This window comes from Roseburia sp. OF03-24 (assembly GCF_003463035.1).
GTDB classification, from domain to species: domain Bacteria; phylum Bacillota; class Clostridia; order Lachnospirales; family Lachnospiraceae; genus Roseburia; species Roseburia rectibacter.
Map to the genome: position 1 here is coordinate 1 of NZ_QSCK01000004.1, position 25807 is coordinate 25807.

The 25807-nt window shown below is 41.5% G+C and carries 18 protein-coding genes and 1 pseudogene; 4 read left to right on the top strand and 15 right to left on the bottom strand.

The window, feature by feature from the left end:
- The coding region (locus tag DXA60_RS02715) for a leucine-rich repeat protein (RefSeq protein ID WP_147345375.1) at positions 1-5364 on the bottom strand (5364 nt) is incomplete at its 3' end.
- Positions 5365-5515: 151 nt separating this feature from the next.
- Between DXA60_RS02715 and DXA60_RS02720 the strand changes: the two genes are divergently transcribed.
- Positions 5516-5869, top strand: a complete 354-nt coding sequence (locus DXA60_RS02720; protein WP_117919305.1) for a helix-turn-helix domain-containing protein — start codon at positions 5516-5518, stop codon at positions 5867-5869.
- A gap of 31 nt (positions 5870-5900) precedes the next feature.
- On the opposite strand, the pseudogene DXA60_RS19695 reads toward DXA60_RS02720, so the two are convergent.
- A pseudogene (locus tag DXA60_RS19695) lies at positions 5901-6275 on the bottom strand (ROK family protein); the annotation flags it as partial.
- Positions 6276-6278: 3 nt separating this feature from the next.
- On the opposite strand from DXA60_RS19695, the gene DXA60_RS02730 reads away from it, so the two are divergent.
- Positions 6279-6482, top strand: coding sequence for a winged helix-turn-helix transcriptional regulator (locus tag DXA60_RS02730; protein ID WP_330418367.1), 204 nt, complete (start codon positions 6279-6281; stop codon positions 6480-6482).
- Here DXA60_RS02730 and cbiB read toward each other — a convergent pair.
- The 7 genes from cbiB to DXA60_RS19070 all read right to left on the bottom strand — a co-directional run bounded on the left by cbiB (position 6479) and on the right by DXA60_RS19070 (position 13032).
- On the bottom strand, positions 6479-7456 hold the full coding sequence (cbiB, locus tag DXA60_RS02735; RefSeq protein ID WP_117919309.1) for an adenosylcobinamide-phosphate synthase CbiB: 978 nt from the start codon (positions 7454-7456) through the stop codon (positions 6479-6481). The two genes, DXA60_RS02730 and cbiB, sit on opposite strands and share 4 nt — an antisense overlap.
- A gap of 4 nt (positions 7457-7460) precedes the next feature.
- Positions 7461-8198: a histidine phosphatase family protein gene (locus tag DXA60_RS02740; protein WP_117919311.1), complete on the bottom strand. Its 738-nt coding sequence runs from the start codon at positions 8196-8198 to the stop codon at positions 7461-7463.
- Complete coding sequence (locus tag DXA60_RS02745; RefSeq protein ID WP_117919313.1) at positions 8171-8551, bottom strand: bifunctional adenosylcobinamide kinase/adenosylcobinamide-phosphate guanylyltransferase; 381 nt, start codon at positions 8549-8551, stop codon at positions 8171-8173. Before DXA60_RS02745 ends, DXA60_RS02740 begins: the two co-directional genes overlap by 28 nt.
- A gap of 21 nt (positions 8552-8572) precedes the next feature.
- The gene (locus DXA60_RS02750) at positions 8573-9826 is read right to left on the bottom strand and encodes an ATP-binding protein (protein WP_117919315.1); all 1254 of its coding nucleotides are present in this window, start codon (positions 9824-9826) and stop codon (positions 8573-8575) included.
- A gap of 333 nt (positions 9827-10159) precedes the next feature.
- Positions 10160-11842, bottom strand: coding sequence for an AAA family ATPase (locus tag DXA60_RS02755; protein WP_117919317.1), 1683 nt, complete (start codon positions 11840-11842; stop codon positions 10160-10162).
- A 97-nt stretch (positions 11843-11939) separates the two neighbouring features.
- Positions 11940-12578 (bottom strand): class I SAM-dependent methyltransferase, encoded by a 639-nt coding sequence (locus tag DXA60_RS02760; protein WP_117919319.1) that lies wholly within the window; start codon positions 12576-12578, stop codon positions 11940-11942.
- A 244-nt stretch (positions 12579-12822) separates the two neighbouring features.
- Positions 12823-13032, bottom strand: a complete 210-nt coding sequence (locus DXA60_RS19070; protein WP_243006730.1) for a hypothetical protein — start codon at positions 13030-13032, stop codon at positions 12823-12825.
- 259 nt (positions 13033-13291) lie between these two features.
- On the opposite strand from DXA60_RS19070, the gene DXA60_RS02770 reads away from it, so the two are divergent.
- Both DXA60_RS02770 and DXA60_RS02775 read left to right on the top strand, forming a co-directional pair.
- Positions 13292-13696: an LptM family lipoprotein gene (locus DXA60_RS02770; RefSeq protein WP_117613823.1), complete on the top strand. Its 405-nt coding sequence runs from the start codon at positions 13292-13294 to the stop codon at positions 13694-13696.
- Between the two features lie 111 nt (positions 13697-13807).
- Positions 13808-14536 (top strand): alpha/beta hydrolase, encoded by a 729-nt coding sequence (locus DXA60_RS02775; protein ID WP_117919320.1) that lies wholly within the window; start codon positions 13808-13810, stop codon positions 14534-14536.
- A gap of 101 nt (positions 14537-14637) precedes the next feature.
- Here the strand turns inward: DXA60_RS02775 and DXA60_RS02780 are convergent, their stop codons facing one another.
- The 6 genes from DXA60_RS02780 to DXA60_RS02805 form a co-directional block, all read right to left on the bottom strand.
- Entirely contained in the window at positions 14638-16221 is a 1584-nt protein-coding gene (locus DXA60_RS02780; RefSeq protein WP_243006731.1) for an N-acetylmuramoyl-L-alanine amidase, read from the bottom strand.
- 179 nt (positions 16222-16400) lie between these two features.
- On the bottom strand, positions 16401-17636 hold the full coding sequence (hemW, locus tag DXA60_RS02785; protein WP_117919322.1) for a radical SAM family heme chaperone HemW: 1236 nt from the start codon (positions 17634-17636) through the stop codon (positions 16401-16403).
- A 2-nt stretch (positions 17637-17638) separates the two neighbouring features.
- A complete protein-coding gene (gene lepA / locus DXA60_RS02790) occupies positions 17639-19450 on the bottom strand; it encodes a translation elongation factor 4 (RefSeq protein WP_117919324.1) in 1812 nt (603 codons plus the stop codon).
- Between the two features lie 301 nt (positions 19451-19751).
- The gene (locus DXA60_RS02795; protein WP_117919326.1) at positions 19752-21821 is read right to left on the bottom strand and encodes a glycoside hydrolase family 31 protein; all 2070 of its coding nucleotides are present in this window, start codon (positions 21819-21821) and stop codon (positions 19752-19754) included.
- 150 nt (positions 21822-21971) lie between these two features.
- Positions 21972-24296, bottom strand: coding sequence for an endoglucanase (locus tag DXA60_RS02800; RefSeq protein WP_117919328.1), 2325 nt, complete (start codon positions 24294-24296; stop codon positions 21972-21974).
- 335 nt (positions 24297-24631) lie between these two features.
- On the bottom strand, positions 24632-25783 hold the full coding sequence (locus DXA60_RS02805; protein ID WP_117919330.1) for an ATP-binding protein: 1152 nt from the start codon (positions 25781-25783) through the stop codon (positions 24632-24634).
- Between the last annotated feature and the right edge of the window lie 24 nt (positions 25784-25807).

The window sequence follows — 25807 nt, forward strand, 5'->3', positions numbered from 1 at the left end:
TTTATAAGCCCGGATGCGCACATAGTATGTCTTTCCTTTTTTCAGTTTACTTATGGTATAGGATGTCTTCGCCGTATTTTTCTTTGTGACCGCCTTTTTGAATTTTTTATCCGTACTGTAAGAAATCTCGTAACCTTTTGCGCCGGATACTTTCTTATATTTCAGTAAGATCTGTTTACTCTTGCTGTTTTTCGCAGACGTAAGAGAAGCCTTCGCCACTTTTACTTTTGTCCACTTTGCATACAAAATGTAATCGGATTTTGCGCTGCTGCTGATACTTGTGATCTTCTTTTTAAATTTTGCATCCGTATACCAGCCTGCAAATGCGTATCCTTTGCGGGACGGTTTTTTCAGTGTTACTTTCTTTCCATAATAAGTTGACGGATTTGAGGCATTGTTTTTACCTTTATTCAGTTTGTAGGTAATTTTATATGGTACTGTAACCGTACAGGATGCCTGATAACTGCTGTTTTCAACCGAAGTCACCGTGATCTTTGTTCTGCCCGGTGCCTTTGCTGTCACACTGCCATTGGCATCCACGGTGGCAATCTTTGTATTTGCGGATTTCCAGACTACCTTTTTATTGGAGGCATAAGACGGTGATACAGTCACATTTAAGGTGAGTTTCTCTCCTCTTTTTACCTCTGCTGATGTCCTGTCTAAAGTTATTCCTGTTACTTTCGCCTTTCCGGTAACAGTCACATAGCAGACTGCATATTCATCACTGCCATCCGTTGCCGCAGCCCGGATTTTTGCTTCGCCCTCCGATTTTGCAGTGACAAGTCCGCTTGCAGAAACCTCTGCCACTTTCGTATCAGAAGAAGTATATTTGAGTTTTTTATTTGTGGCATCCGAAGGTGAAATATATGGTTTCAACTGATAGGTTTGACCAGCTTTTAATTCGATCTCATCCTCATCAAATTCGATCCAGTCTATCAGCTGCGGTACGGTTATCTTACAGGCAGCTTTTACATTTCCAGCCGTTACTGTAATGACTGTTGTTCCAACACCACAGATCTCCACATATCCGGTATCCGAAACAGTAGCAACCTCTTCGTTGGAACTTGTCCATACCACTGCATCTGTGAAATTCAAAGGTGCGATCGTCGCTGTCAGCTGGAAATCGTCATAGCGCTCCGCCGTTTTTTCTGTAATATCCAGACTGACTGAGGTTGCATGAATATCCTGTGTGACGTACTTGATTCCTTTTCCGCTTGCATAAGTCTGGGCATAGCAATCAGACGGACCGTACATCGTCATTTTCTTTGGATAGGAAAATGCATTTGATGCGATCGAAGTTGTGTTGCGTGGGACTGTGATCTGCGTCAGCTTCGTGCAGTTGACAAAGGCACTGTCACCGATCGTGGTCACATTGTAAGGAATCACGATGGATGGCAGAACTGTACAGCCGTAGAATGTCTGGCTCTCGATTTCCTTTAATTTGCTACCTAATGTAATATCAGTCAGAGCTTCACAGCCATAAAATGCAGAACTTCCAATGGACGAAACGGTATCCGGTACAACTGCTTTTTTCATAGCTTTACAGTTTTTAAATGCATTGCTTTCTATTTTTTCTACCCCGGACGGAAGGATTGCTTCCGGCAGGGATTCACAGCCAGAGAATGCGGAGTTCCCGATCATGGTCAGAGTGGATGGGAAATTGATGGTGGTTAACTTTTTGCAGCCGGAAAAAGTGTCTGATGCTATTTCTTTTAGTTTATCTGGCAGATGTACCTCAATGAGATTTGTACAACCAGAGAATGCAGAATTACCTATGGAATCAACTGTATCTGGAATATTTACTTTTGTTAATGAAGTACAATTTGTAAATGCTGTTCCTTCAATGGTCTCAGCACTATTTCCAATTACTACCTCTTTCAATTTCACACATTCATAAAATGCACCATTTTCTATAACTTTAACTGTATTTGGTATGACTATTCTTTCTATGCCATTACATCCTTCAAATAAATGACATGAAATTTCTGTAATTCCATTTTCAAACGTGATATTGTTTAATTTCTCGCAACCATTAAACGGACCACTTCCTCTATAATAATCTAAATATGTATGTGTTTCCTGCAAACTTTTAGGTATCTCAACAGATGTCAATGCTGTACAATTTCCAAACGCTTCTGTTCCAATTTCAACTAATCCTTTTGAAAGTACCAGCTTAGTCATACAAGTATCATTTATAAATGCATATTTACCTATATTTACTACACCATCTGGTATCACAATACTTTCCAACTTTGTGCATTGTCTAAATGCAGAATCGCCTACCTCTGTCAGGTTTTCTGAAAGTAATATTTTCTGTAAATTTATACAATCAGAAAAAGCTTTTCGTTCTATTCTTGTAACAGTATCAGGTATTGTAATTTCTTCCAAACCTGTACATCCTGCAAATAAACATTGTGATATTTCAGTAATTCCTTCTTCAAATGTTACTTTTGACAAATTATCACAATTTTCAAATGGACCGTCTGGATATCCAGTTAAATCATCCCAACTTGTATGTGCATTATCAAGACTTTTTGGTATTTCAATCTCTGTTAGGTTATCGCAATTATAAAAAGCTTTATTTCCTAAATTTTCTAATGATTTTGATAAATTAATTTTTTCTAAATCCGTACATTGATTAAACGCATTCCACTCAATTGAAACAACAGTATCTGGCAAATTAACTTCCATTAAACTAATGCAATGATAAAATGCATTTCCTTGTATATTTGTTAAATTATTAGAAAAAATAACATTCTGCAAATTACTGCATTCTGAAAATGCCTTTGCTTCAATAACTGTAATCGTATCCGGCATTTCAATATCTGTTATTCCACTGCATCCAGCAAACAAACACTGTGCCACCTTGGTACTCCCCTTTTCAAAGGTAACCTTTTTCAAATTACTGCATTTTTCAAATGGTCCATTAGAATAACCTTCTAAACTTTCCCAATCTGTATGTGCAGACTTTAGGCTTTTAGGAATTTCTATTATAGCAATGCTTGTACAATTTCCAAATGCAGAAGTTCCAAGTTCTTCAAGATTTTTAGATAATGTTACATTAGCAAGATTACTGCAGCCATAAAATGCATTTCCATTTATCCTCGTCACGCTATCCGGTATCATCACCGTTCGCAAATCCGTCCGGTTCTCAAATGCGCTATCTCCGATTGCCACAACCTCATGCCCATCAATCTCATCCGGAATATAAAGTGCCGTCGCATTTCCGCTATATCCTGTGATTGTAGCCCTGTTTGCATCGTCAAGTGTATAGGTATAAATCGGTACGATTGCACCGCCTGCACCTGCACCTGCATCAAAATAGCTTCCTACGCCCGCCGGATTGAAATATCTCGAACCTGGAGATGTCCAAAAACTTGTCCAGCCTCCCTGCGCGGCAAATTCTTTTCCACGCGTACATGATGTCCGAAGTACGCCGTCCTCAATATGATAGTACACGCGCACCGGACTGTTATTCTTTCCCCAGATCTCTATACTTTTGCTAAAGGTCTTTGATGCAATACCAACTCCGATCTTTGCACTTGCCCCCACTGATGCATACAGATATGCCGCCTGTGACGCACAGTATGTCGGTGTTCCGGAACTGTACCTTACGTATTTGATGTTCATACGTGCACCGGTTTTTGCATAAATATCTCCGCTGACAATTCCGAGCGTTGCTTTTGCGGAGAGTACAATACCTGTGGTCAGATCTGCTTCTGCTGAAAAGGAAAATCCTTTTTTATGACTGTTTCCAACTACACGGAATCCGTCCGAATACGCAAATCCGGCTTCAAATTCCTTTTCCACGGTAAGCGTTGCCTCCCCGGAAAGATTATATTCCATTGCCAGCGTCAGCATACCAACACCGCCGAGCGGCACTGCCCCCAGCGTCAGTGTATGGTTAATATCTTTAAATGCGTCCCCTTTTACATTGCAGGAGTACTCCATATCTCCGCTGACTGTAAAATAATAGTCATTATTTTTCAGCCTGTAACTTACTTTCATGTTTGAAATCACAACACTTACTGTCGCTGTGACATCATCTGAGATGGAAATCGTTTTATCTGCACGCAGGGTATTGTTTTTATAGGATATCCCCCTTGTCATACCTTCTGTGACTGTAACACCATTTACCACATATGTTTCTTCATCTGCCGGAATAAATTCCGTCATATCAACATCCAGTTCGCCCTGCTGGTCAACATTTAAAACCGCGCCATCATCCGCATCTGCGGTTGTAATATATGTCGTTGTTCCTTCTGTCCGTACACTTTCTGCCTTATATGCCATGACAATATCGTTAACATACACGGCAAATGTTGTTCCCTGTTTGATCGTAACCGGACAGTTTTCGATCATAACTATTCCGTCCACATCAATAGATACGGCTGTTCCCTTTGGTACAACAACTACTCCGGACGCAAACGTACAGGTATTTTCTTTTCCGGTCTCTATCTGCGCATCTGCCAAAACCTTTTTTGCATCCGCGATCATTGCATCATGTTCTTCCGTTGTAAGTGACTGTTCCGGGAGAAATTTACCGGCAGCAACCGTAACCCATCCTCTATCGATTGCGACCTGTGCTGCATCCTTATATGTAACATCTGCTGTATCCTGATAAGTATAACTGTCTGTTTCCGGCACAAAACCAAGCATCGCATTCATGGTCTGCGCTGCAAATTCACGTGTCACTGCATCTTCCGGTCGAAATTCTTCTCCTGCCTCAAGATCGATCATTCCGAACTCGCATGCCACCATCACATCACGATAAAACGAATCATCCGTTGATATGTCACTGTAATAATTATCCGGATAATTGTCCCCATCTACCGTAAGATCAAATAATGTTACCAGTTCCTGTACCCAGTCGATACGGCTGATCTCGTCACCTGATAATGCCCTTTTTAAAATCTCCTCTGTACTCTCCGTTTCTTCCGTAACGTTCTCTGTTTCAGCCTGCTCTGGCTCTTCTGTGACATTCTCTGTTTCAGCCTCCTCTGTTTCTTCTGTAACAACCTTCGTTTCTGGCTCTTCTGTCTCTTCCGTGACAATCGTCGTTTCTGGCTCTTCTGTCTCTTCCGTAACAATCTCCGTCTCAACCGCCCCAGACTCTTCTTCTGCCAGATGTCCGGCATTATGATCTTCTTCATCTGCCTGGTCTGTTTCTTTTTTCTCTGTCACTGTCGACTTTTCATCATCCTGTTCTGCAGTCTGTGTTTCCACAGTCCCTTTCTCTCTGAAACTGTTTTCTTCCTGTGTCTGCTGATAATCTTTCCCTGCCACATCCGCCAGCAGCATCTCCGGTGCCGCGGTCAATGTCATACAGGCACAAAGCAGCCATGCGATCATTCGTTTTTTCATAACTGTTCTCCTTTCACAGATATGTTTCTTCTGTAGTTCAGATTCTTTTCATTCATTATATAACACTTGTTAGCTGTTATCAATACAACCTGTATGTTTTATATAGTTACATTTTTTATTGATAAAGTAGAACGATAAGGAGATTTATTGCATGGTACGATTAAAAGAACTACGTGAATCAAAACATATGAGTCAGCAGGCTGTCGCTGATGTATTTCATGTCACACAGCAGACAATCTTTAAATATGAGCATGCTCTTGCGGAACCGGATCTTGATGTAATTCTTCACATGGCAGATTTCTTTGATACTTCTGTTGATTATCTGATCGGTTACACAGATGTTCCCTTCCGGTATGAAGTATATCCGAAAGATTCCATCACGCAGAGTGAACAGCGTGTTTTAGAATATTACAGACGGCTCCCGCCCAAAGTACAGGCTCTGGTTCAGGCACTCGCAGACGAAACAGCTGAAAATGGTTCTGCCCCAAAAACAGCTTTCCGTTGATGCAGAATGCACCCCCTAATGTGTGATTCAAAGACAGATAGATTACATTGGAGTACTCCCCTGTTTTTTCCGCCAGCATCGCCGCATTTACATCATTTTCAAAATATACCGGGATTCCGATCGCCTGTTCTAAAAAACGCAGACTGTAGTTTTTTAGAACAGGCGCATGGGATTTTAAAACGATCCGTTCTTTCTGGTCAACGATTCCCGAAATCGCAATCCCAATTCCAAGCAATGTTTTCTCTGCAGACTCACCAGCTAAAAAAAATTTTACCTTTTTTGCAGCTTCTGTACAATAAGATAATTCTGTTGTAAATTTTAAGCGGATACGTTCCTTTTTTATAATCTCATCGCCCAGATTGACAAGCACCATTTCTATATGGTTTGCGGTGATGAGCATCCCCATTGCATGACAGTACGACTTATATATCCACGCATCACAAATACCATGCTTACAAATACCTTAAGAGATTTAGAGGAGCTTGGGATCATTCACAGAGAGCAGTTTAATGAGATTCCACCCCATGTGGAATATTCCTTAACCGAAAAAGGAAAAGCCCTGCTTCCGGTGTTTTTTGAAATATCAAAATGGGGGGAAGAAAATTTAGATTAAATGAACAACGTTATTCCCATAAGAATTAACAGACACAAACATTCCCCAATCACTGCGCTCCGATATAAAAGCACATTTACCCGCGCAATATCTTCTGCTTCCACTGGTCTGATATCATCCCCGATATATGGTTTTTTCACGATCTTTCCAAAATAACTTGCATCCCCTGCCAGACGAAGATTTAAGGCACCTGCACAGGCTGCCTCGGTCTGGGCAGAATTGGGGCTTGCATGGTTATAACGGTCACGTTTAAAAATGCGCAGGGCATCTTTCCCGGAAAACTGTTTTCCCGGCAGATAAGCTGCAGCGATCATCAGTGCCGCACTGATACGTGCCGGAATATAATTTACCACATCATCAAGTTTTGCCGCCGTTCTTCCAAAATTCAGATAGCAGTCATTTTTATATCCCACCATCGAATCCATCGTATTGACTGCCTTATACAAAAATCCCAGAACCGGTCCGCCGATCGCTAAATAGATCATCGGTGCGATCACACCATCCGATGTATTTTCCGCTACCGTCTCCACTGCTGCTTTTGCAACACCTGCTTCATTCAGATTCTGGGTATCACGTCCCACGATCATTGCCACTGCTTTTCTTGCACCGTCAAGATCCTCTGCCTTCAGACGTTCGTACACTTTCATACTCTCGACTTTCAGACACTTTGTCGCAAGAATCTGATATGTCATGATACTCTCTAAAATGCAGCCTGCTACGGGATTGAGTACATACCCCCCCAGAAGTAAGCAAATACTTACCAGACCTGTAGCAGATAATACGATCACTACAAGCCAGATGCCTGCACACCATTCTTTTTTTTCATTTCTTATGCCTGATACATCAAGCATTTTATGATCTATTGCAGAGATCAGATTTCCGATCAGGCGCACCGGATGATACAGCCAGTGCGGATCTCCGATCAGCAGATCTAACAGAAATCCTGCCAGAAATGCAATCATATGGTAATACATATCGTTACTCTCCCAAAATTATTTTTTCATCTGTTATAAAAATCGAAGTCTCATCCACTGCTCCATTTTCATCCGTGGTATAAGACAATGTACATTCATACCCCTGTCCGCACCTGCACTGGTAATCAAAATAGGAACCCTTTCCATAGCTGTCAAATAATGCCATGATCGTGCCGCCATGTACGACGCAGACAACTTTTCCCTGTACTTTTTTTGGCTGCGATGCTTTTTTCAGCTCATTTTCCTGCTCTATAAAACAGATCTTATTTATCCTTTTACTCTGATCTTCCGAACGAAAGGTATCGCTCTTTTTTTCTGTCAATCTGGTCAGGCAATCCATGAGCCCGGCTCTGCACCGCAGGATAAATTCTTCCCGGCTCTCCCCATCCGGAAAGGGCAGTGTTCCACCGCTGTCGATCCATCTCTGATAATCTTTATTTCCATTTAATTCGAGATAAGTTTTCCCTTCAAAACTGCCAAAATTCATCTCTTTCCATTTTTCTATGATCTGGCAGGACTGATTGCCATATATAATCTCTTTTGTCTGTCTGCACCTTAACATCGGACTTGTAAAAATAAAATCCGCATCCGGATATTTTTTTCTGTTCTGTGCAATCACTTCACGTCCTTCCACAGAAAGCGGCTCATCCGTCCAGCCAAGATAACTTTTTCTGCGGTTTGAATCTGTTTCTCCGTGCCGGATAAAAACCATTCCTATTTGATTTTCTGCGCTATTCCGCATATCACTCGCTCCACACTCTCCGAGGCTTTTGCCAGAATGATCTGCATTCTTCCGACCTGCTCCCGGTACTCTCTTTCCTCTTTTTCGACCGGTACTACACCACATCCGACTTCATCACAGATCACGATACAGTCCGGATTCTGCTTTATAAATATTTCTGTGAGTTCCGGTACATCTGCGCCTTCTTTTATTTTTCTTTTGACCCACAGATGGAACTGATCTACCGCCACTACACCGCTTAACTGCTCAAGTTCTGTTTGTTCACCGGAAAAAATGTCGTTCTCTGAAATCTGATATGCAGTTTTTACATAATCGCGTTTTCCCTGTGCTATTCCACCTAAAACCAGTCTCATCTTAACCTCCAATTTGCCACACTAAAACTCCAAACTATCTGCATTGAGCAGAAAATATTTCATGCCCATGAATACGAATCCTTCTTCATTTCTCCATGGCTTTTTCGTTCCATTCACTATAACAATCTTCTTAAATGAATCCGGAATATTTCGAAACGAATTAAGTTCCTGTGTTTGCTTTTCCTCTGTAGTCATATCATAAGCGACCTGAATGTAATATCTCTGACTGCCCTGATTTACTACAAAATCAACCTCTAACTGCTTATGCACTCTCTTTCCTTCACTATTTTTTGCAAATACATCCACAATTCCAACATCCACATTGTAACCACGCACAAGCAGCTCATTATAAACAATATTTTCCATAATATGAGTCGGCTCCTGCTGTCTAAAATTCAGTCTTGCATTTCTAAGTCCAACATCCGAAAAATAGTATTTCAGATTGGCTCCTATATATTTTCTGCCCTTAATATCATACCGGTTCGCTTTAGAAATCAAAAATGCCTCTGCCAAATAATCAATATGGTTAGATATAGTTTTATTGCTATAATTGATTCCTCGTTCACTTTTAAAGGTGTTTGATATTTTAGTTGGGTTGGTAGGAGCTCCAATGACAGACGCCAGTATATCTACCAAAGTTCCGATTTCATCAACATTTTGAATCCTGTTTCGCTCTACTACATCCTTGATATAAACATTGGTAAAAATATTTTTAAGATACTCCGTTTTCTGGCGTTCCGCAGAGAATTGTGCCACTTGCGGTAAACCACCATATATCATATATTCCTCCCACGCATCATCATAATCTCCGTTAAAAGCCGCATAGAACTCTGCAAAGGACAACGGATAAATTCTGATTTCATCTCCTCTGCCTCTAAATTCAGTTACAATGTCGCTGGATAAAAATTTAGAATTACTGCCAGTTACATACACATCAATGTTACTGATGCGAAGCAAACTGTTCAACACTTCTTCAAATCGTGGCATAAACTGTACTTCATCCAAGAGCAGATAATATTTCTGATCATCATTCATTATATCTTTAATATGCTGATAACACTTCTTTGGATCTCTCAACTCCTCATTTTCAATGCCATCTAAAGCAATCTCAATAATGTGGTCATTATCTACACCACTTTCCAATAAGTATTTCTTAAACAACACAAATAACAGAAATGATTTGCCGCATCTCCTGATTCCCGTGATAATCTTAATCATTCCGTTATCTTTTTTTATTTTTAACTGTTCAAGATATAAATCTCTCTTAATCTCCATAGTATTCGTTCCTTATTTTTGTGCTTTGCACAAATTTTGGTAGTATTATTTTACTACTAAATTATTTTTATTTCCATAGCCATTACTATTTTTTGTACATTTGCACTTTTTTATGTAGCACTTATAGAAGAAAACCAGATGGTTTCATGCTATTTTTATGCCAGTTATTATTGAGTTTTCAAGCTCATACCATTCACAAATACGGTAGTCTTCCGTATCGATATTATAGATTTTTGCATTCAACGTTTCAAGCATAAACGGGGAATGTGTTGCAATGTTGCTTCCTTCTTTTGTCTGAAAAATGGTTCAATATCTTTCCCTCTTCTACAATATCTAAATGGAGTCTGCCATAACCACCTTACAATTTTTCCGGAAACAGGCTATGCCATATTTTATAAAATTCTGCATACCATCCTGCTTTAATCTTGCAATGTAGCCTTTTTCTTCGATCTGCTGCAGTGCTTCCTCACATGCTGCATCCATATCTCCGCCTTCTGCATATTTTAATTCGATTACAATACCCATCCTGTTTTCTCCAATCTCGATAAGTATGTCACTGTAACCAATACCTGACTCTGCATTGGATATTGTGCGCCATGTGGATTTATAGCCTAACAGTCCTAAAAGAACACCGTGATAAAAATTTTCTTTCTTTTCCTTTGCGACCGCAGTATCTCTGATACTTATGGTATTCCACAGATAATTTCCAAATATCTTTTCTATCTTTTCCGGTTCTTTCTTTACGAATGCCTCACAAAGCTCTTCGAGCGTTTTTCCATCACTTTTTGACACATCACTGAACCATTCCTTTATCTGTCTGGTAAACAGATTTCTTATTTCTCTATTTGGAATTTTCAACAAATATTTTCCACTTACTGTACGGCCATTTTGTGTCAGATATCCCGTAGTCAAAAGTACACTCCATAAATTTTCTATGCTTCTGTCTATCTCATTGTACGTCAGTTCCTGCGAAACGTCCTTTTCAATGCTTTCTCCTGCGATCAACTGCTCTATTTCCGCTTTTGTCTGGACGTTTGCCTTGTCAATAAACCTGCGCACGATAGAGTTACTGCTGGAATTTGACCAGAAATCCTGTGGTGTGGCATTGGGATCAGCACACAATAAATCAATGTAATTTACAACATCCCACGGACAATATACATCTGCATTACCGAATCTGTAACCATCATACCATTCCTTTACTTCCTCGAAATGCGACGATAATCCATAATCCAGAAGCATTTTTTTTACTTCTTCATCGGTAAATCCGAATTGCTCATCAAATCTTGTATCCATGACAGATAACACCTTAAAGTTATTAATTCCTGTAAAGATACTCTCTTTCGATACTCTTAAACATCCTGTCAAGATGGCAAATTGCAGGAAATCATTCGTTTTCAATGCCTGCCCTAATAGTCCACGAATAAGTTCTGCCATTTCATCATAATAGCCATTACTGAATGCTTTATCCAGCGGTACATCATATTCATCTATGATAATGATCACTTTTTCTCCGTAATGTCTGCATAAAAGTTCTGACAGCAGACGAATACTGTCTGACAAATCTTCCATCTGTCCTGATAAAAGTTTATCATATTGCATACGTTCTTCATCTACCAGTTTTTCACTGTTTTTTAGATAATAATGTCTGCGGGCTTCATTTTTTATGGTAGTAATGATACGTTTTAAGGCTGCATCAAAAGTCAATCCATCTGCGCCCTTAAGTGACAGGAAAATAACCGGATACTTTCCCATATATTCCTCACATATTTTTCTGTTGCGGGAAATATATAGTCCGTCGAAAACAGACTTATCTGTACCAGCTTCAAAAAATGTTTTAAACATACTCATATTCAAAGTCTTGCCAAAACGCCGCGGACGCGTAAAGAGGTTTACCTTTCCCCAGCTCATCAAAAGCTGCTCTATCAGTTTTGTTTTATCGATATAATAAAATCCCTCTTTCCGGATCTCTTCAAAATCTTCAATTCCTACTGGTAATTTTAATCTGTTATCCATGCATGGAAACCTCCCTGAAAATAAATCCGCTACACTTAACCATTAGTATAGCGGATGAATATCCAAAAAACAATATTTGACTATAAACGAAGCCTCATTACTTTTCTGCTACAAGATGCATACGAAACCCTTTCTGTCTCTCTAATTTTTTCACTTTTAAACCTGCTGTTTCGCACATTTTGCGCACTTCCATGCAGCTGTAAATCCGTACATCTCCATGTCCGCCAAGATGTGCCAATGGCATCTCAATATGATTCATCAGCCATATCATAAAATTATTACTCGTGTAATCACGCAATACCAGTTTTCCGCTTTTCTTCAACACCCGTGCCACTCCATTTATAAACGCCTGGGGATTCGGATAATGATGAAAACTGTTCGTACAGATCACTGCATCAAACGTATTTTCGGCAAAAGGAAGATTCTCACTGTCTCCGACTAAAAATTTGGTATGGACAAGTTTTTTCTCCTGTGCCACTTCGATCATACGGGGCGTCAGATCGATTCCCGTATAATTCCTGTCAGGAAATTCTTTCACCAAAAGTTCTATCATTGGACCTGTTCCACACCCCACATCTAAAAGTTCCTGAAATGGATATTTTTTTAATTCTTCAAGAACCGGCGGATAATCGTCCTTACACATTTCATACACACCCGCATGCCCGGAATCATATACTTCCGCAGCTTTGGTAAATTCTTTTATCGATAAATCCTTATATTTCTGTTCTGTAAACATTTCCGTTTTCTCCTTTACAGTCTGGTGATTTGTCAAATCTCATAGTTAGCATTAACTAACCATAATCATGATACCATACCAACCCTGAAAAAGAAAGTATCTTAATACTATTCATTCAAATAATCATACGCTATCCGTTCAGCTCCATCTCTGACATATATATTTCCACATTTGCGGAATCCAAACCGTTCAATTGCAGTCTGCATAGAAATATTATCTTTGTGTGTATCAATACGAATATAGTCTATCTGTTCAATGCAATATTCAAAACATACTCTGGCGATTCCTTTACATAGCTGTTTCCGGCATCTATATCTGTTTTTAATATTTCCTCGTCAGGGTATCCCTTTCCCCATTGCGTTTTATTCCCCTGCGCAATCATATATGCCTTTGCCGTTTCAAAAATTGCCATAATCTGCTTTGTATCTTCTGTTGTGCTTTTTCTTATTTCCATACCCCTTAATCCTTATACTATCGTTTCTAAATAGGTATCATCATTTGATATGCTTCTTTTAAATTTTATCATATATTCCCAATGCTTTCTATCTTCAAATACCATCACTTTCTCCACTGGAATGTCCCTGACTGCTGTCCACATATATTATGAAAACTGGCATAATATTGTCAGATAAATCAGGATTGCTTGAAAACGCTCCCTGTATCGGCTATAATTTCAACGTAACAAATCGGAATTGATGGAGGTAGTGTGAATTATGAAAAAGATTGTATGTGCAATGCTATGTATTCTGCTTGTATTTAGTTTGAGTGCTTGTGGCGGAAATGTTAATGAAGTAAATACGCATAATGTAGAATCTGAAATATATTCTGAAGAGGACATTGCAGCTGCTATTGACACCATAAAAAAAGAGTTTAAGAGCAACTGGAATGGATGTACTCTTACAGAAATTTATTATGCAGGGGATGACAGCTCTAAAGACCATCAAGATTGGGCAGATAGGAACAATGCAGATGAAGTCATTGTTTTGCTATCTTCATTCGATGTTGATTCATCTGGAGGAGATGGTTCTCTGAATCCAAATAGTACATACAATGATTGGAAGTGGATTTTAGTTAGAACAAACGGCGGACAATGGCAACATGTTGACCATGGATATTAAAATAAATTCCTGTTTAAGGTGCATAGATTTATGATTCTCAAAAGAAGGTAAAATAATGAGCAGCTGCCTTCTGAACCTCCTTCAAACATACAACTTAAGAAAGAACTTCAAATGACTCACACAAAACGTAAATCAAAAATTATCCTTATTATACTGCTTGCCGTGATTCTTACACTCTGCGGTATCAGCGTCTGGTATGTCAATGACTACTATCACGCTGTTGATGTAGATGAGGCTTTAACCTCCTCCGATACCGTAACGGTAAGTTCTACTGCCACCGGCATGCTTTTTGACGGACCAGGTACGAAAGATGCGCTTATTTTCTATCCTGGCGCCAAAGTAGAGGCAATCGCATACGCACCACTGTTAAAACAGATCGCAGGAAGCGGCATCGACTGTTTTCTTGTCAAAATGCCCTGCAACCTTGCTTTCTTTGGTATGAATAAAGCGGATGACATCATGGCGGATTATTCCTATGAACACTGGTATCTGGCGGGTCATTCCCTCGGCGGTGCCATGGCTGCAAGCTATGCAGGGAAGCATTTAAATGATTTAGACGGACTGATCCTGCTTGCTTCCTATTCCACCAGTGATCTTACAAAAGCTGATTTCCCGGTTATTTCCATATATGGCAGCAATGACGGTGTCTTAAATACGGACAAAGTTGTAATCAGCCGTGACCTTATGCCCGCTGACTATTCGGAACATGTGATCGAAGGAGGAAATCATGCCGGTTTTGGGAATTACGGTGCACAAAAAGGTGACCATGATACAGCGATTTCCCATGATGAACAATGGAGAGAAACCGTATCCATCTGCACATCAGTGCTAAAAAAGTAATAGAAATGTAATCCAAACACTCTAAAAAGGAGCTGAGATACTGCTAATTTTAATCAGCTAGTGCGACAGCTCCATTTTTAAACTATATTATTTTTTACCATCTAAAAATTCTTAAATCCATATCCCGCAGCTCTCACAGCATCAATAAAATCACCCAGCACTGCTGCATTCGTCTCCGACTCCGCATGGAGCAGATAAATCGCACCCGGATGGAGTTTATCTTTCATCTTCTGCAGGCTTGATACATGATCCGGCTGGTTATTGACATCATAATCAAGATATGCAAAACTCCAGAAAATACTCTTATAATTACAGTTATTTAACAGTGCAAGCGACTGCTCACTGAATCTTCCGGTCGGATAACGGAACAGGTACATGTCATACCCAAAGTTTTCCTTGATATAGGCATGATTCTCTGTTACCTCATTTTCCTGCTTATCTAAAGTCAATGATGGCATACCCGCAGATGGATGTGTCACACTGTGGTTTCCAAGCACATGACCTTCATCAATTATACGTCTTACCAGATCAGGATTGTCCTTCGCATATGGTTCCGTTACAAAAAATGTAGCAGATACACCTTTTTCTTTTAAGGTATTTAAAATGCTCTCGGTCTGTCCGTATTCATAACCTTCATCAAATGTCAGATAAATATCTTTTGTATCTTCACCGATGAAGTACGCATTATATTTTCCATAAGTCTCCTGTGCATTGACGGCGTCAAGCGGACGGTTTTCGTCATCCGTGTGGCTGCCAAGTCCCCAGTCATGACTGGTCGCATCTAAAGAAGCTACGTTTTCAATCTGCGTATTCTGCAGCACCTGTCCGGTCGTGCCTGTGCCTGTTTCCGTAGATGTCTGGTCTTCCGTACTCGGAACATCCTCTACCGATTCTGTAGCGTCTGTTCCGTCTTTTCCGTCTTTTCCATAGGACTCATACGTTTTTAATACAGCATCCCCGATTGCTTTCGCGTAACTGTCAAGGTTTGCATCAAACAACTGGTTATCCGTCGGGCTGTTCATAAAACCAAGTTCAACGATACATGCCGGCATGTTTGTGTGCAGATTTACATAATAATCTTTGCTCTCGCTCTTTTGTGTTCCTTTCTTTACGCCGCGGTTTCTTGAAACTCCTGCAGCATCCAGATTGTCCATGATATTCTGGGCAAGTGACTGTGCCTTATCATCTGCATCACTGCGGATCCAGGTCTCTACGCCATTTCCCTCACCGGTATTTCGGTGCAGCGACACAAAATAATCGGCATTATTCTGGTTTGCAAAGTTTGTCCGCTCCTCTAACGACAAAAATGTATCATCCGAACGTGTCATGATAACCTGCACATTTTCCTTGTCAGTAAGATATGCTGCCACTGCCTGTGTTATTTTTAAATTGTCATTTTTTTCATAACGAAGCCTGTAATCAGATCCATTATCTTTTCCGCCATGCCCGGCATCTAAACATACGATCAGTTTATTCTCGTCTATCTCATCCTGCTTCTCCTGCTCGTCATTAACCGCCACGATCTTCCCTTCGATCTGTGAAAGGTCAATGCCTGCCGGAACCAGTTTGTGCAGCAAACTCCCCATCCCTTTAAATAACGCAAGAACGATCAGAAGCTGCAGCGAACAATATACTATGCATACCAGGTTTCTCAGTCGTTTTTTTCTTCGCTTCTCTGCATTCAAATCCGTTCACTCTCTATCTTTTTTCTTTTTCATTCATTTATATAAATATTTTAGTCCGCAGTGCATATTTCAGGTACTGCGATATTAATACTTTAGTCCGCAGTGCATGTGCTCATTGCTTTACCACATTATATCCCATCCACCTTTAAATGACCATAAAACATTTTCTTAATATTTTATTATGTTTCGTCAAACAGGAACTGTGCCAGTGCATAATTGCTGACATCCTGCCCCTTCGGTGTCAGGTAAATTCTGCCTGCACGGCGCTCTAAGAGTCTCTCTTCCTGCAGATGATTTAAAACTTCCTGATACACTGCCTCAATCGGTATTCCAAAGTCATGAAAGAAATCATCTCTGGAAATTCCATCGATCATACGGAGTCCTAAGTACATAAACTCTTCCATCTGGGCATATCTGCTTACAGATTCTGCCGAGGCATGTAGATTGGTTGCCGGAAGTTGTTCCACTGTGCCATCTTCATGATGATTTTCCCAGATACCTTCGCGGATTGCTTGTGTCTGTTCTAAATAAGTATATAGATCCGATGTATTGGTGTAACGTATGTTTTCCATCAAAGAAGATGCACCAAGTCCCATTCCGAGATAGTTGACACGTGTCCAATAACCAATATTATGTCTGCATGCATATCCCGGCTGCGCAAAATTTGACACCTCATAATGCACATAGCCATTTTCTTTCAGTACCTGTTCCGTCATCTGCGTCATCTCGTAGACTTCATCTTCCGTCGGCAGTGCATCCGTTGCCATTCCCGCACGCTGCTTGACCGCATCAAATTTATAGAGATCGTAAAAAGGTGTTCCTTTTTCAATGATCAGCGAATAGGCAGAAACATGCTCCGGTTTCAGACGGCATACTTTCTGCAGGGAATCCGCATAGGTTTCTATATGCTGCCCCGGAAGAGAACTCATAAGATCCACATTGATATTGGAAAATCCTCCTGCCCTTGCAAGTTCATAGGTCTTTAAAAACTGCTCCCAGGTATGGATACGTCCTAGCATTTTTAATTCAACATTCTGTGCAGACTGCAGCCCCAGACTGATCCGGTTGATCCCGGACTGTCTGTATACTGCAAACTTCTGTGCCGTGACAGTTCCCGGATTGCACTCAATGGAAACTTCCGCACCCGGCAGCAGGGAAAAACTCTGATGCACAGCATCCATGATCGCTGCCATATCCGACTCCCAAAGCCATGACGGTGTACCGCCGCCAATATATACGGTCGAGACCACATAATCCCTGCAATGGGCTCCATAGTAGGTAATCTCTTTACAAAGTGCCTTCACATACTGTCTCTGTGTATCTTCATCCGCCGGAAAAGAAAGGAAATCACAATAATTACATTTCCTGACACAGAACGGGATATGGATATATAATTCCAGTTCCTTTTTTTCCATTTTTAATCCTCATCCAGTTTTAAAACACTCATAAATGCTTCCTGCGGAATCTCAACATTTCCGACCTGACGCATACGTTTCTTTCCTTCTTTCTGTTTCTCTAACAGTTTCTTCTTTCGGGAAATATCACCACCATAACATTTTGCAAGCACATCCTTGCGCATTGCCTTGACTGTCTCACGCGCGATAACTTTACCACCGACAGCCGCCTGGATCGGTATTTCAAACAGATGTCTCGGAATCTCTTCCTTTAACTTTTCACACATTTTTCTTCCGCGCTCGTAGGCACTGTCTTTAAATACGATAAAGGAAAGGGCATCCACCTGCTCTTTATTGATCAGAATGTCAAGTTTTACCAGCTCGGAACGCTCATATCCTTTTAATTCATAATCGAAAGATGCGTAACCTCTGGAACGTGATTTTAATGCGTCAAAGAAATCATAAATGATCTCATTTAACGGCAGATCATATTTGATGAGTGCACGCGTCTCCTCTAAATATTCCATACTCAGATAAACACCGCGGCGTTCCTGACATAACTTCATGATTGCGCCGACATATTCACTCGTCACCATGATCTCTGCCGATACAACAGGTTCTTCCATGTATTCGATCTCAGACGGATCCGGGAGGTTTGACGGGTTTGTCAGGTCAATGACCTCACCGTTTGTCTTATGCACTTTATAAATAACTCCCGGTGCCGTTGTCACAAGGTCTAAATTAAACTCACGCTCTAAACGTTCCTGAATGATCTCTAAATGAAGTAATCCTAAAAATCCACAGCGGAATCCAAAACCAAGTGCTAAAGATGTCTCCGGTTCATACTGCAGGGAAGCATCATTGATCTGCAATTTTTCCAGTGCATCTCTGAGATCCGGATATTTTGCACTGTCTGCCGGATACATACCGCAGTACACCATCGGGTTGACTTTTTTGTAACCCGGAAGCGGTTCACTGCATGGACGGTTGGCATTCGTCACGGTATCGCCGACACGGGTATCACGGACATTTTTGATGCTTGCACAGATATAACCTACCATTCCCGCCGCAAGCTCATCACATGGGATAAACTGTCCTGCACCAAAATATCCGATCTCTGTGACCTCGGACTGTGCACCGGTTGCCATCATACGGATGGTATCTCCCACTTTTACCGTTCCCTCTTTGATACGGCAGAATACGATGACTCCTTTATAGGAATCATAAAGTGCATCAAAGATCAGCGCCTGAAGCGGAGCATCTTTATCTCCGGTCGGCGCCGGGATCTTCGTCACGATCTGCTCTAACACCTGATCGATATTTAAACCGGTCTTAGCGGAAATACGCGGTGCATCCTCCGCCTCAATACCGATCACATCCTCGATCTCCTTTACCACCTCATCCGGCTGTGCACTCGGAAGATCGATCTTATTAATAACCGGCATCACGTCAAGATCATGGTCTAATGCAAGATATACATTTGCCAGTGTCTGTGCCTCCACGCCCTGTGCAGCGTCTACAACCAAAATCGCACCATCACAGGCTGCAAGGCTTCGTGACACTTCATAATTGAAATCGACGTGTCCAGGTGTGTCGATCAGGTTAAAAATGTATTCTTCCCCATCATTTGCCTTATAAATGATACGAACCGCCTGTGACTTAATCGTGATTCCACGCTCACGCTCTAAATCCATATTATCAAGAACCTGTGCCTGCATCTCCCTGCTGGTCAGTGTTCCTGTTCTTTCTATAATACGGTCAGCAAGCGTTGATTTGCCGTGATCGATATGTGCTATAATACAAAAATTTCTGATTTTACTCTGATCTATTGACATTTTATTCTCCATTCCAAAAAATAATCAGGCATTTACCCATACTTTTTTATTATACGGGAAAAGCAAAGGAAACGTCAAGTCGTCCGCAGTCCACTTTCGCGGTTCTCTTTCATTTATTAACAATTAAAATACAAAAATTCACAATATGTTCACTGGATTTTTAGTACTTTTGGGTGCATAATAAATTTGCTGTTAAATATTTAACAGTTGGGTTTCCGTAGTCACTATGACTTAAACCCCCTTCTTAATATGAAAATTCCCAACACAGCGGCTGCAAACGCTGTGTTGGGAATTTTTTTGCTCATTCATAAATTGGATAAGAAGTTCCTTCTCTCATAAATACCGGAATCACATCGATCGGTGCCGGTACTGTCACATAGTTTCCACCCTCATATACTTTTTTCGTATATGCATCTGTCCACTTTGTACCAGACGGAAGATAAACCCTGCGTTCTGTCGCTCCGGCTTCCATGACCGGTGCCACCAAAAGATCCGGGCCAAACATGTATGCATCTTCCACGTTCCAGCTCTCCTTATCTTCTGCAAAATCAAAGAACAGCGGACGCATCACCGGTGCCCCTGTCTTACTTGCCTGTTCCATGCAGGAACGGATATACGGGCGGAGGCGCTCACGGATAAACAGATATTTTTTCAATATCTCATAATTATCCTCTCCAAAACTCCATACCTCATTATCCTGACCGGAGGTAAGCTGGCGCACACCATCGATAAACTCCTGTTCCCTCTCATACCACGGCGAACGTTCTCCATGCATACGGAATACCGGACAGAATGCACCCCATGCAAACCAGCGGACTAAAAGCTCCTTAAATGCCGGATCTTTGATATCCCCACCAAGGAATCCTCCGATATCTGATGTCCACCACGGAATGCCTGCCACACACATGTTAATTCCTGCCTGAAGCTGTTCTCTCATAGAACGGAACGAAGAATACACATCCCCGGACCAGGTAAGGACACCGTATTTCTGGCTGCCAGCCCATGCACAGCGCACCAGACTCATGATGTCTTTCTCTCCCTCCGCTTTTAAGCCATCATAAAATCCTTTTGCATAACCGACCGGATAAATATTACTGCACTGTAATGCAGGTCCCGCATAATAGCGGTAATTATCAAAATCATAAGGACCATACTCCGGCTCTGCCTCATCTAACCAGAAACAGCGGATTCCGTTTTTATAGTAGTTTTCCTTACATTTATCCCATACAAACTTCTGTGCTCCCGGATTTGTCGCATCATAAAATACCGTATTACCCATCCAGCTCATATGATAGGACAGTCCTCGATCCGGTGTGACAAGATATCCCCTGTCATTCATCTCCCCATAATTTTCGCTGCGCTCATCCACCGTCGGCCAGACAGATACGACCGTCTCGATTCCCATACTCTTTAATTCATCCACCATTGCTTTTGGATCTGGCCAGTCTCTCGGCTCAAACTTAAATTCACCCTGCATTGTCCAATGGAAAAAGTCGATCACGATCGCATCCATCGGAAGTCCGCGTTTTTTATGTTCCCTTGCAACTGCAAGTATCTCATCCTGATTGCGGTAACGCAGCTTACACTGCCAGTATCCCATACCATATTCCGGCATCATCGGTGTTCTTCCGGTTGCCGCAGAATACTGTTCTTCAATCTCAAACGGTGTATCTCCCGCCGTGATAAAATAATCCAGTTTCTTTGTGCTCTTTGCATGCCACTCAGTCTTATTTGCTCCGAAAATGGCTGTCCCAATCGCCGGATTATTCCAGAAAAATCCATAACCTCTGTTTGAAACCATAAATGGTACACTCGCCTGGCTGTTTCTGTGTGCCAGTTCCAATATCGCACCTTTTTTATTCAGATTTTTTTCCTGATACTGCCCCATACCAAATATTTTTTCATCATCAAATGCTTCAAAACGCATGGTCAGTTCGTAATCTGTACTTCCTGGAATCGGTTTTAATTCTCTTGCATCAATACGCAGTGGCACGCAATAGCGGTTGATCCGGTTTCTGTTTCTCCAGTACTCTTCGGTCAGAAGCCCTCCCTTCTGATTAAAATAGCTGATCCATCCCTCCGGGGAGATCACCGCCGTGATCTTTCCGTTTTTTACCGTGTATACGTTTCCGGTCTGATGATATTTTGCAAATTCTTCTCCGCGATACCACGGATCTGTCGTGTCAACTTCCCTGCATTCCACCTGAATAGGGCATTTTTTTACTTCCTCGGTCAGCGCCCAGTCATGTGCATCCATCTGTGCTTCCTTCGTCATGCGCACACGGAAAGAATTTTCTCCCCATGGTTCTAACCACAATGTCGATGTTCCATCTGCAATTACCAGTCTGTTATTTTCTTCGTAAACTCTCATCTAACTTTTCCTCTCTTATATGAATCATTCAAAATTAATATAACTTGCTATTTCCTGTATTTATCATTTTTTCCAGTTGATATAAATTTGTAAAATTTTCCGTCCTTTTTCCAGTTAATACAAATTTGCAAAACATTCTGCCCTGTCAGATTATTTCAACATCTCTCCATACAGAACGCCGCGTGACCCTGTCGCAAGGAAAAATCTGCCAAACTTTCTCTTATCGCCGTCGATGCTGTTGATCTCACCATACATCTGATTCTCCCGGTTCAGCCGCTCATACGACTTTCCCTCATCAAGGGTACGGTAAAATCCATATTCCCCATCAAGACGTCCGCAGAAATAAATCGCCTTTTCCTCTGTCAGATACTCCCTTCCTTCGCCGATCACACCAAGTCCCATGCGGTAACATGCATCTTTCGCATCTGTCAGCCTTTTTACATGAATTTCATCTGTTCCGGTGTCATAGCAGAATTTATAAAGTCCCGCGTCACCTAATGCCATGTAAAATACACCGCTTTTTCCACCCTCACCGCGCACTTCCGTCTTATTTGCAGTATCAATATAACCAAAATCGCAGATAGGAAATGTTTCTTCCGGCTGCTTCTGGTAAAAGTTTTTACCGCCGTCCCTGCTCACATAGATTTCAGACGCACCGCCAAAACCGTAAAACAAATCATTACCAGTACGGTCAGAAAAGACTTTCAGGTAACCCTTTTTGACAGGATTTCCTTTCAGATCAAATACGCCTGCTTTTTGAAAATTTTTCCCACCGTCATTGCTGATGATCACCAGTTCCACCGGAAGCCTGATGCCATCTGCCACAGACCAGACAATATTTGTACCGTCCGGTGACATTGCCACCCAGCCGGCATTTACATTCGGATTTTCAATCTCATGCAGTTTTCGGTCAATCTCTGCATTGATGCCAAACGGCATGCTGATCCGCTCAAATGTTTTAAAATTATCACGGGTGCGCACCAGACCGCCTTTTGTTTTCCCTTTCCAGTTTCCCCGTGCCGTCACAATGCCAAGATTGCTGTCTGCATCGGAAATATCTGCATTGATACAGGTAATATAGCGGTTGCCTTCCCTGTCGTCAAATGAATTTTTACATGGTTCATCGAGATTACGGAACGCAAAACCGCCAAGATCCCCGACGATATCAATAAGTTCTGCTTCTCCGGCGACCGGGGCATATACATTCAGATGAACCGTCTCCTCGATTCCTGCACATGCATCATGATAACGCGGATGTTCACCAAGCAGTGCATCCGTCATAAAAACACCGGTTCCGGAATTAAACCATACCTCATTCGGATCGAATGGATTGATCTTAATATCGCTCATCCAGTGCAGCAGACAATGATTGCCATTGTACTCCGGCTTCATATAGGAAGTATTAAAATACAGATCTCCTTTTTCAAGTCCGCACAGGCTCACACTCCAGCTATTACCATAATCTTTGGAAAGATATACGATCTCATCACCCTCTTTTTCCCGGCAAAGTGTCGAGCAGACCAAAAGTCCGGGCATCGCTTTACAGGAGGAAATCCCGCCAAATCCATAATTTAAAAATTTTTTTGTCAATACACCATCCGCATCCGGCGTGATATCATCATATCCTGCAATTTTCCCTTCCGAAAAATAATAACGGAGTACTTTTCCACCGATCACATCCCCGGAATCGCAGCTGTATCCGAGATCGACCACATAATTCCATCTTCCGGTAACATTCATCGTCACATAAAGATAAGTTCCATCATAATTATAACGTGATGCCACCAGACCGTTCATTTTACTGTCACTGACTAAAACATTTTCTGGCTGCATCAGCCTTTCAAATGACTGGCCTGCATCATAGGAAACATACAGGCTGTGACCACGCAGTTTATCATTTTCTCTCGTCGTATAGCCTGCTGTCCCTGCGACGATCGTTTTTGCATCATCTGACACCCAGACACATGTCATGTAATTTTCTTCTAAAGTAAGTCTCTTCCAGGTATCTCCTCTGTCCGTGGTTTTCCACAGACCATCTAACTGACTTGCAAAATAAAGTATATTCTCATCCTTTTTATCTGCTGCCAGACGATATCCGGTTCCTCTTCCGCACAGGTTACCATGGACAGTCACAGGTATCTTTTTATGGATAAATGTCTCTCCATAATCCTCTGAAATAGAAAATTTTCCATAGCCCTGCCCGTTGATACCGCTCATAATATATAAATATTCCGGATGATTTTCGTCGAGTGCACATGCGATTGGAAATGTTTCAGAGATATCCTCCATGCTCACGCCATCGATCAGACTTTTCCAGTGTTTTTTTTCGTAATCATACCGGTAAACACCGCCGATGTCTGTTCTGGCGTAGAGGATACCGGGCTGTCTGGGATGGTATAACAGTCCGGTGACGTATCCGCCGCCTGGGATTGGGGCATTTTTGTATTCGTAGTTGATTGTTTTGTGGGCTTTCATTGTATAGGTGAACTCCTTTCGCGGATATTTTTTTCAGTGTAACGATGATTCCCGTTTGCGAGTAAGCAGATTCGCAGTGCTGATAAAAAAGAGTCGCTCGCGACTCTTTTGCGCTCGAGCGGTGCTGTTTACAGCTAACTTCTTCTCCGCGAGATGCGTATCCTGCCCGGAGGGCTTTTTGATTCATAGGACGTAATTTCCTATGAATCGAAAAAAGGAACCCCGCCAACAGGATTCCTTCTTAAACACCAGACGAACCCCTACTTTAAAAGTAAGGATTTTCGTCTCAATTTTCTACCACATTTATTCGCCTACTTATACACGAAAAATCCGCTTTAATCTGCATCATAATCATCCAGGAAGTTATGGTACACTCCATCTTTTTTATATCCAATGATAGTCTTTAAATTCACATTGCTGACGCTGTTGAAAATATTGCTGTCAATAAATTCACTTTTTTTGCGCAGTTCGGTGACAAGATCTTTCATTTCCTCACGCTTGGAGCCTTTTGCCCCGCCACAGCTTGTACAGTTTTCCGTAAAACGGCAGGCACACTGGATAAACTGCAGGCGGTTATAGTCACGCCATGCCTTGATGTCCTCTTCCTTTACCAGATAAAGTGGACGGATCAGTTCCATTCCCTCAAAATTCTGGCTGTGAAGTTTTGGCATCATTGTCTCAACTTTTCCACTGTATAACATTCCCATCAGGATCGTCTCGATCACGTCATCAAAATGATGTCCAAGTGCGATCTTATTACATCCTAACTCTTTTGCCTTTGAATAAAGATATCCTCTCCGCATTCTCGCACACAGATAACACGGATTCTTATCTACCTCTGCAACAGAATCAAAAATCTGTGTTTCAAATGTCGTGAGCGGAATATCAAGCAGTTTTGCATTTTCCTGGATAATACGCCAGTTTTCCTCATTATAGCCCGGATTCATACACAGGAAAACAAGTTCAAAATTGCGTTTTCCATGACGGTATAATTCCTGAAACAGTTTTGCCAAAAGCATGGAATCTTTTCCACCGGAAATACATACCGCGATCTTATCGCCATCCTGGATCATTTCATAATCATGAAGTGCCTTGGTAAAACGGCTCCAGACCGGCTTTCTGAATTTTTTGATCAGGCTTTTTTCAATCTGCTCGGTACGCTCTTTTCTTGAATCATCCTCCATCGTCACACGCGTGAGCTGGTATCTTAACCAGGCACGGTAACCACCCTCTAAATTGATGGTATCATAGCCTTCATCATCCAGTATCTCTGCTGCATCCCTGCTGTTTTCCCCCACATGGCAGTACAGATAAACCGGCTGGTCTTTCTTTAAAATATCTGTCTCACCCGCTTCGATCTTTTCTAACGGAAGATTGATGGCACCGTCGATCGCCCCGCGTGAAAAATCATTTTCCGGACGGACGTCGATCAGCTGCAGACCTTCTGTTCCTTTCTGTGCCAGTTCTTCTACGGTAATTGTATTCAAAATATTTCCTCCAATTTCGTATTC

Excerpts from the sequence above, each read along its gene's own strand:
- DXA60_RS02720 (WP_117919305.1), top strand. The coding sequence starts at position 5,516 with ATGGTACGATTAAAAGAACTACGTGAATCAAAACATATGAGTCAGCAG.
- DXA60_RS02730 (WP_330418367.1), top strand. The coding sequence starts at position 6,279 with ATGACAGTACGACTTATATATCCACGCATCACAAATACCATGCTTACA.
- cbiB (WP_117919309.1), bottom strand. The coding sequence starts at position 7,456 with ATGTATTACCATATGATTGCATTTCTGGCAGGATTTCTGTTAGATCTG.
- DXA60_RS02740 (WP_117919311.1), bottom strand. The coding sequence starts at position 8,198 with ATGCGGAATAGCGCAGAAAATCAAATAGGAATGGTTTTTATCCGGCAC.
- DXA60_RS02745 (WP_117919313.1), bottom strand. The coding sequence starts at position 8,551 with ATGAGACTGGTTTTAGGTGGAATAGCACAGGGAAAACGCGATTATGTA.
- DXA60_RS02750 (WP_117919315.1), bottom strand. The coding sequence starts at position 9,826 with ATGGAGATTAAGAGAGATTTATATCTTGAACAGTTAAAAATAAAAAAA.
- DXA60_RS02755 (WP_117919317.1), bottom strand. The coding sequence starts at position 11,842 with ATGGATAACAGATTAAAATTACCAGTAGGAATTGAAGATTTTGAAGAG.
- DXA60_RS02760 (WP_117919319.1), bottom strand. The coding sequence starts at position 12,578 with ATGTTTACAGAACAGAAATATAAGGATTTATCGATAAAAGAATTTACC.
- DXA60_RS19070 (WP_243006730.1), bottom strand. The coding sequence starts at position 13,032 with ATGGAAATAAGAAAAAGCACAACAGAAGATACAAAGCAGATTATGGCA.
- DXA60_RS02770 (WP_117613823.1), top strand. The coding sequence starts at position 13,292 with ATGAAAAAGATTGTATGTGCAATGCTATGTATTCTGCTTGTATTTAGT.
- DXA60_RS02775 (WP_117919320.1), top strand. The coding sequence starts at position 13,808 with ATGACTCACACAAAACGTAAATCAAAAATTATCCTTATTATACTGCTT.
- hemW (WP_117919322.1), bottom strand. The coding sequence starts at position 17,636 with ATGGAAAAAAAGGAACTGGAATTATATATCCATATCCCGTTCTGTGTC.
- lepA (WP_117919324.1), bottom strand. The coding sequence starts at position 19,450 with ATGTCAATAGATCAGAGTAAAATCAGAAATTTTTGTATTATAGCACAT.
- DXA60_RS02795 (WP_117919326.1), bottom strand. The coding sequence starts at position 21,821 with ATGAGAGTTTACGAAGAAAATAACAGACTGGTAATTGCAGATGGAACA.
- DXA60_RS02800 (WP_117919328.1), bottom strand. The coding sequence starts at position 24,296 with ATGAAAGCCCACAAAACAATCAACTACGAATACAAAAATGCCCCAATC.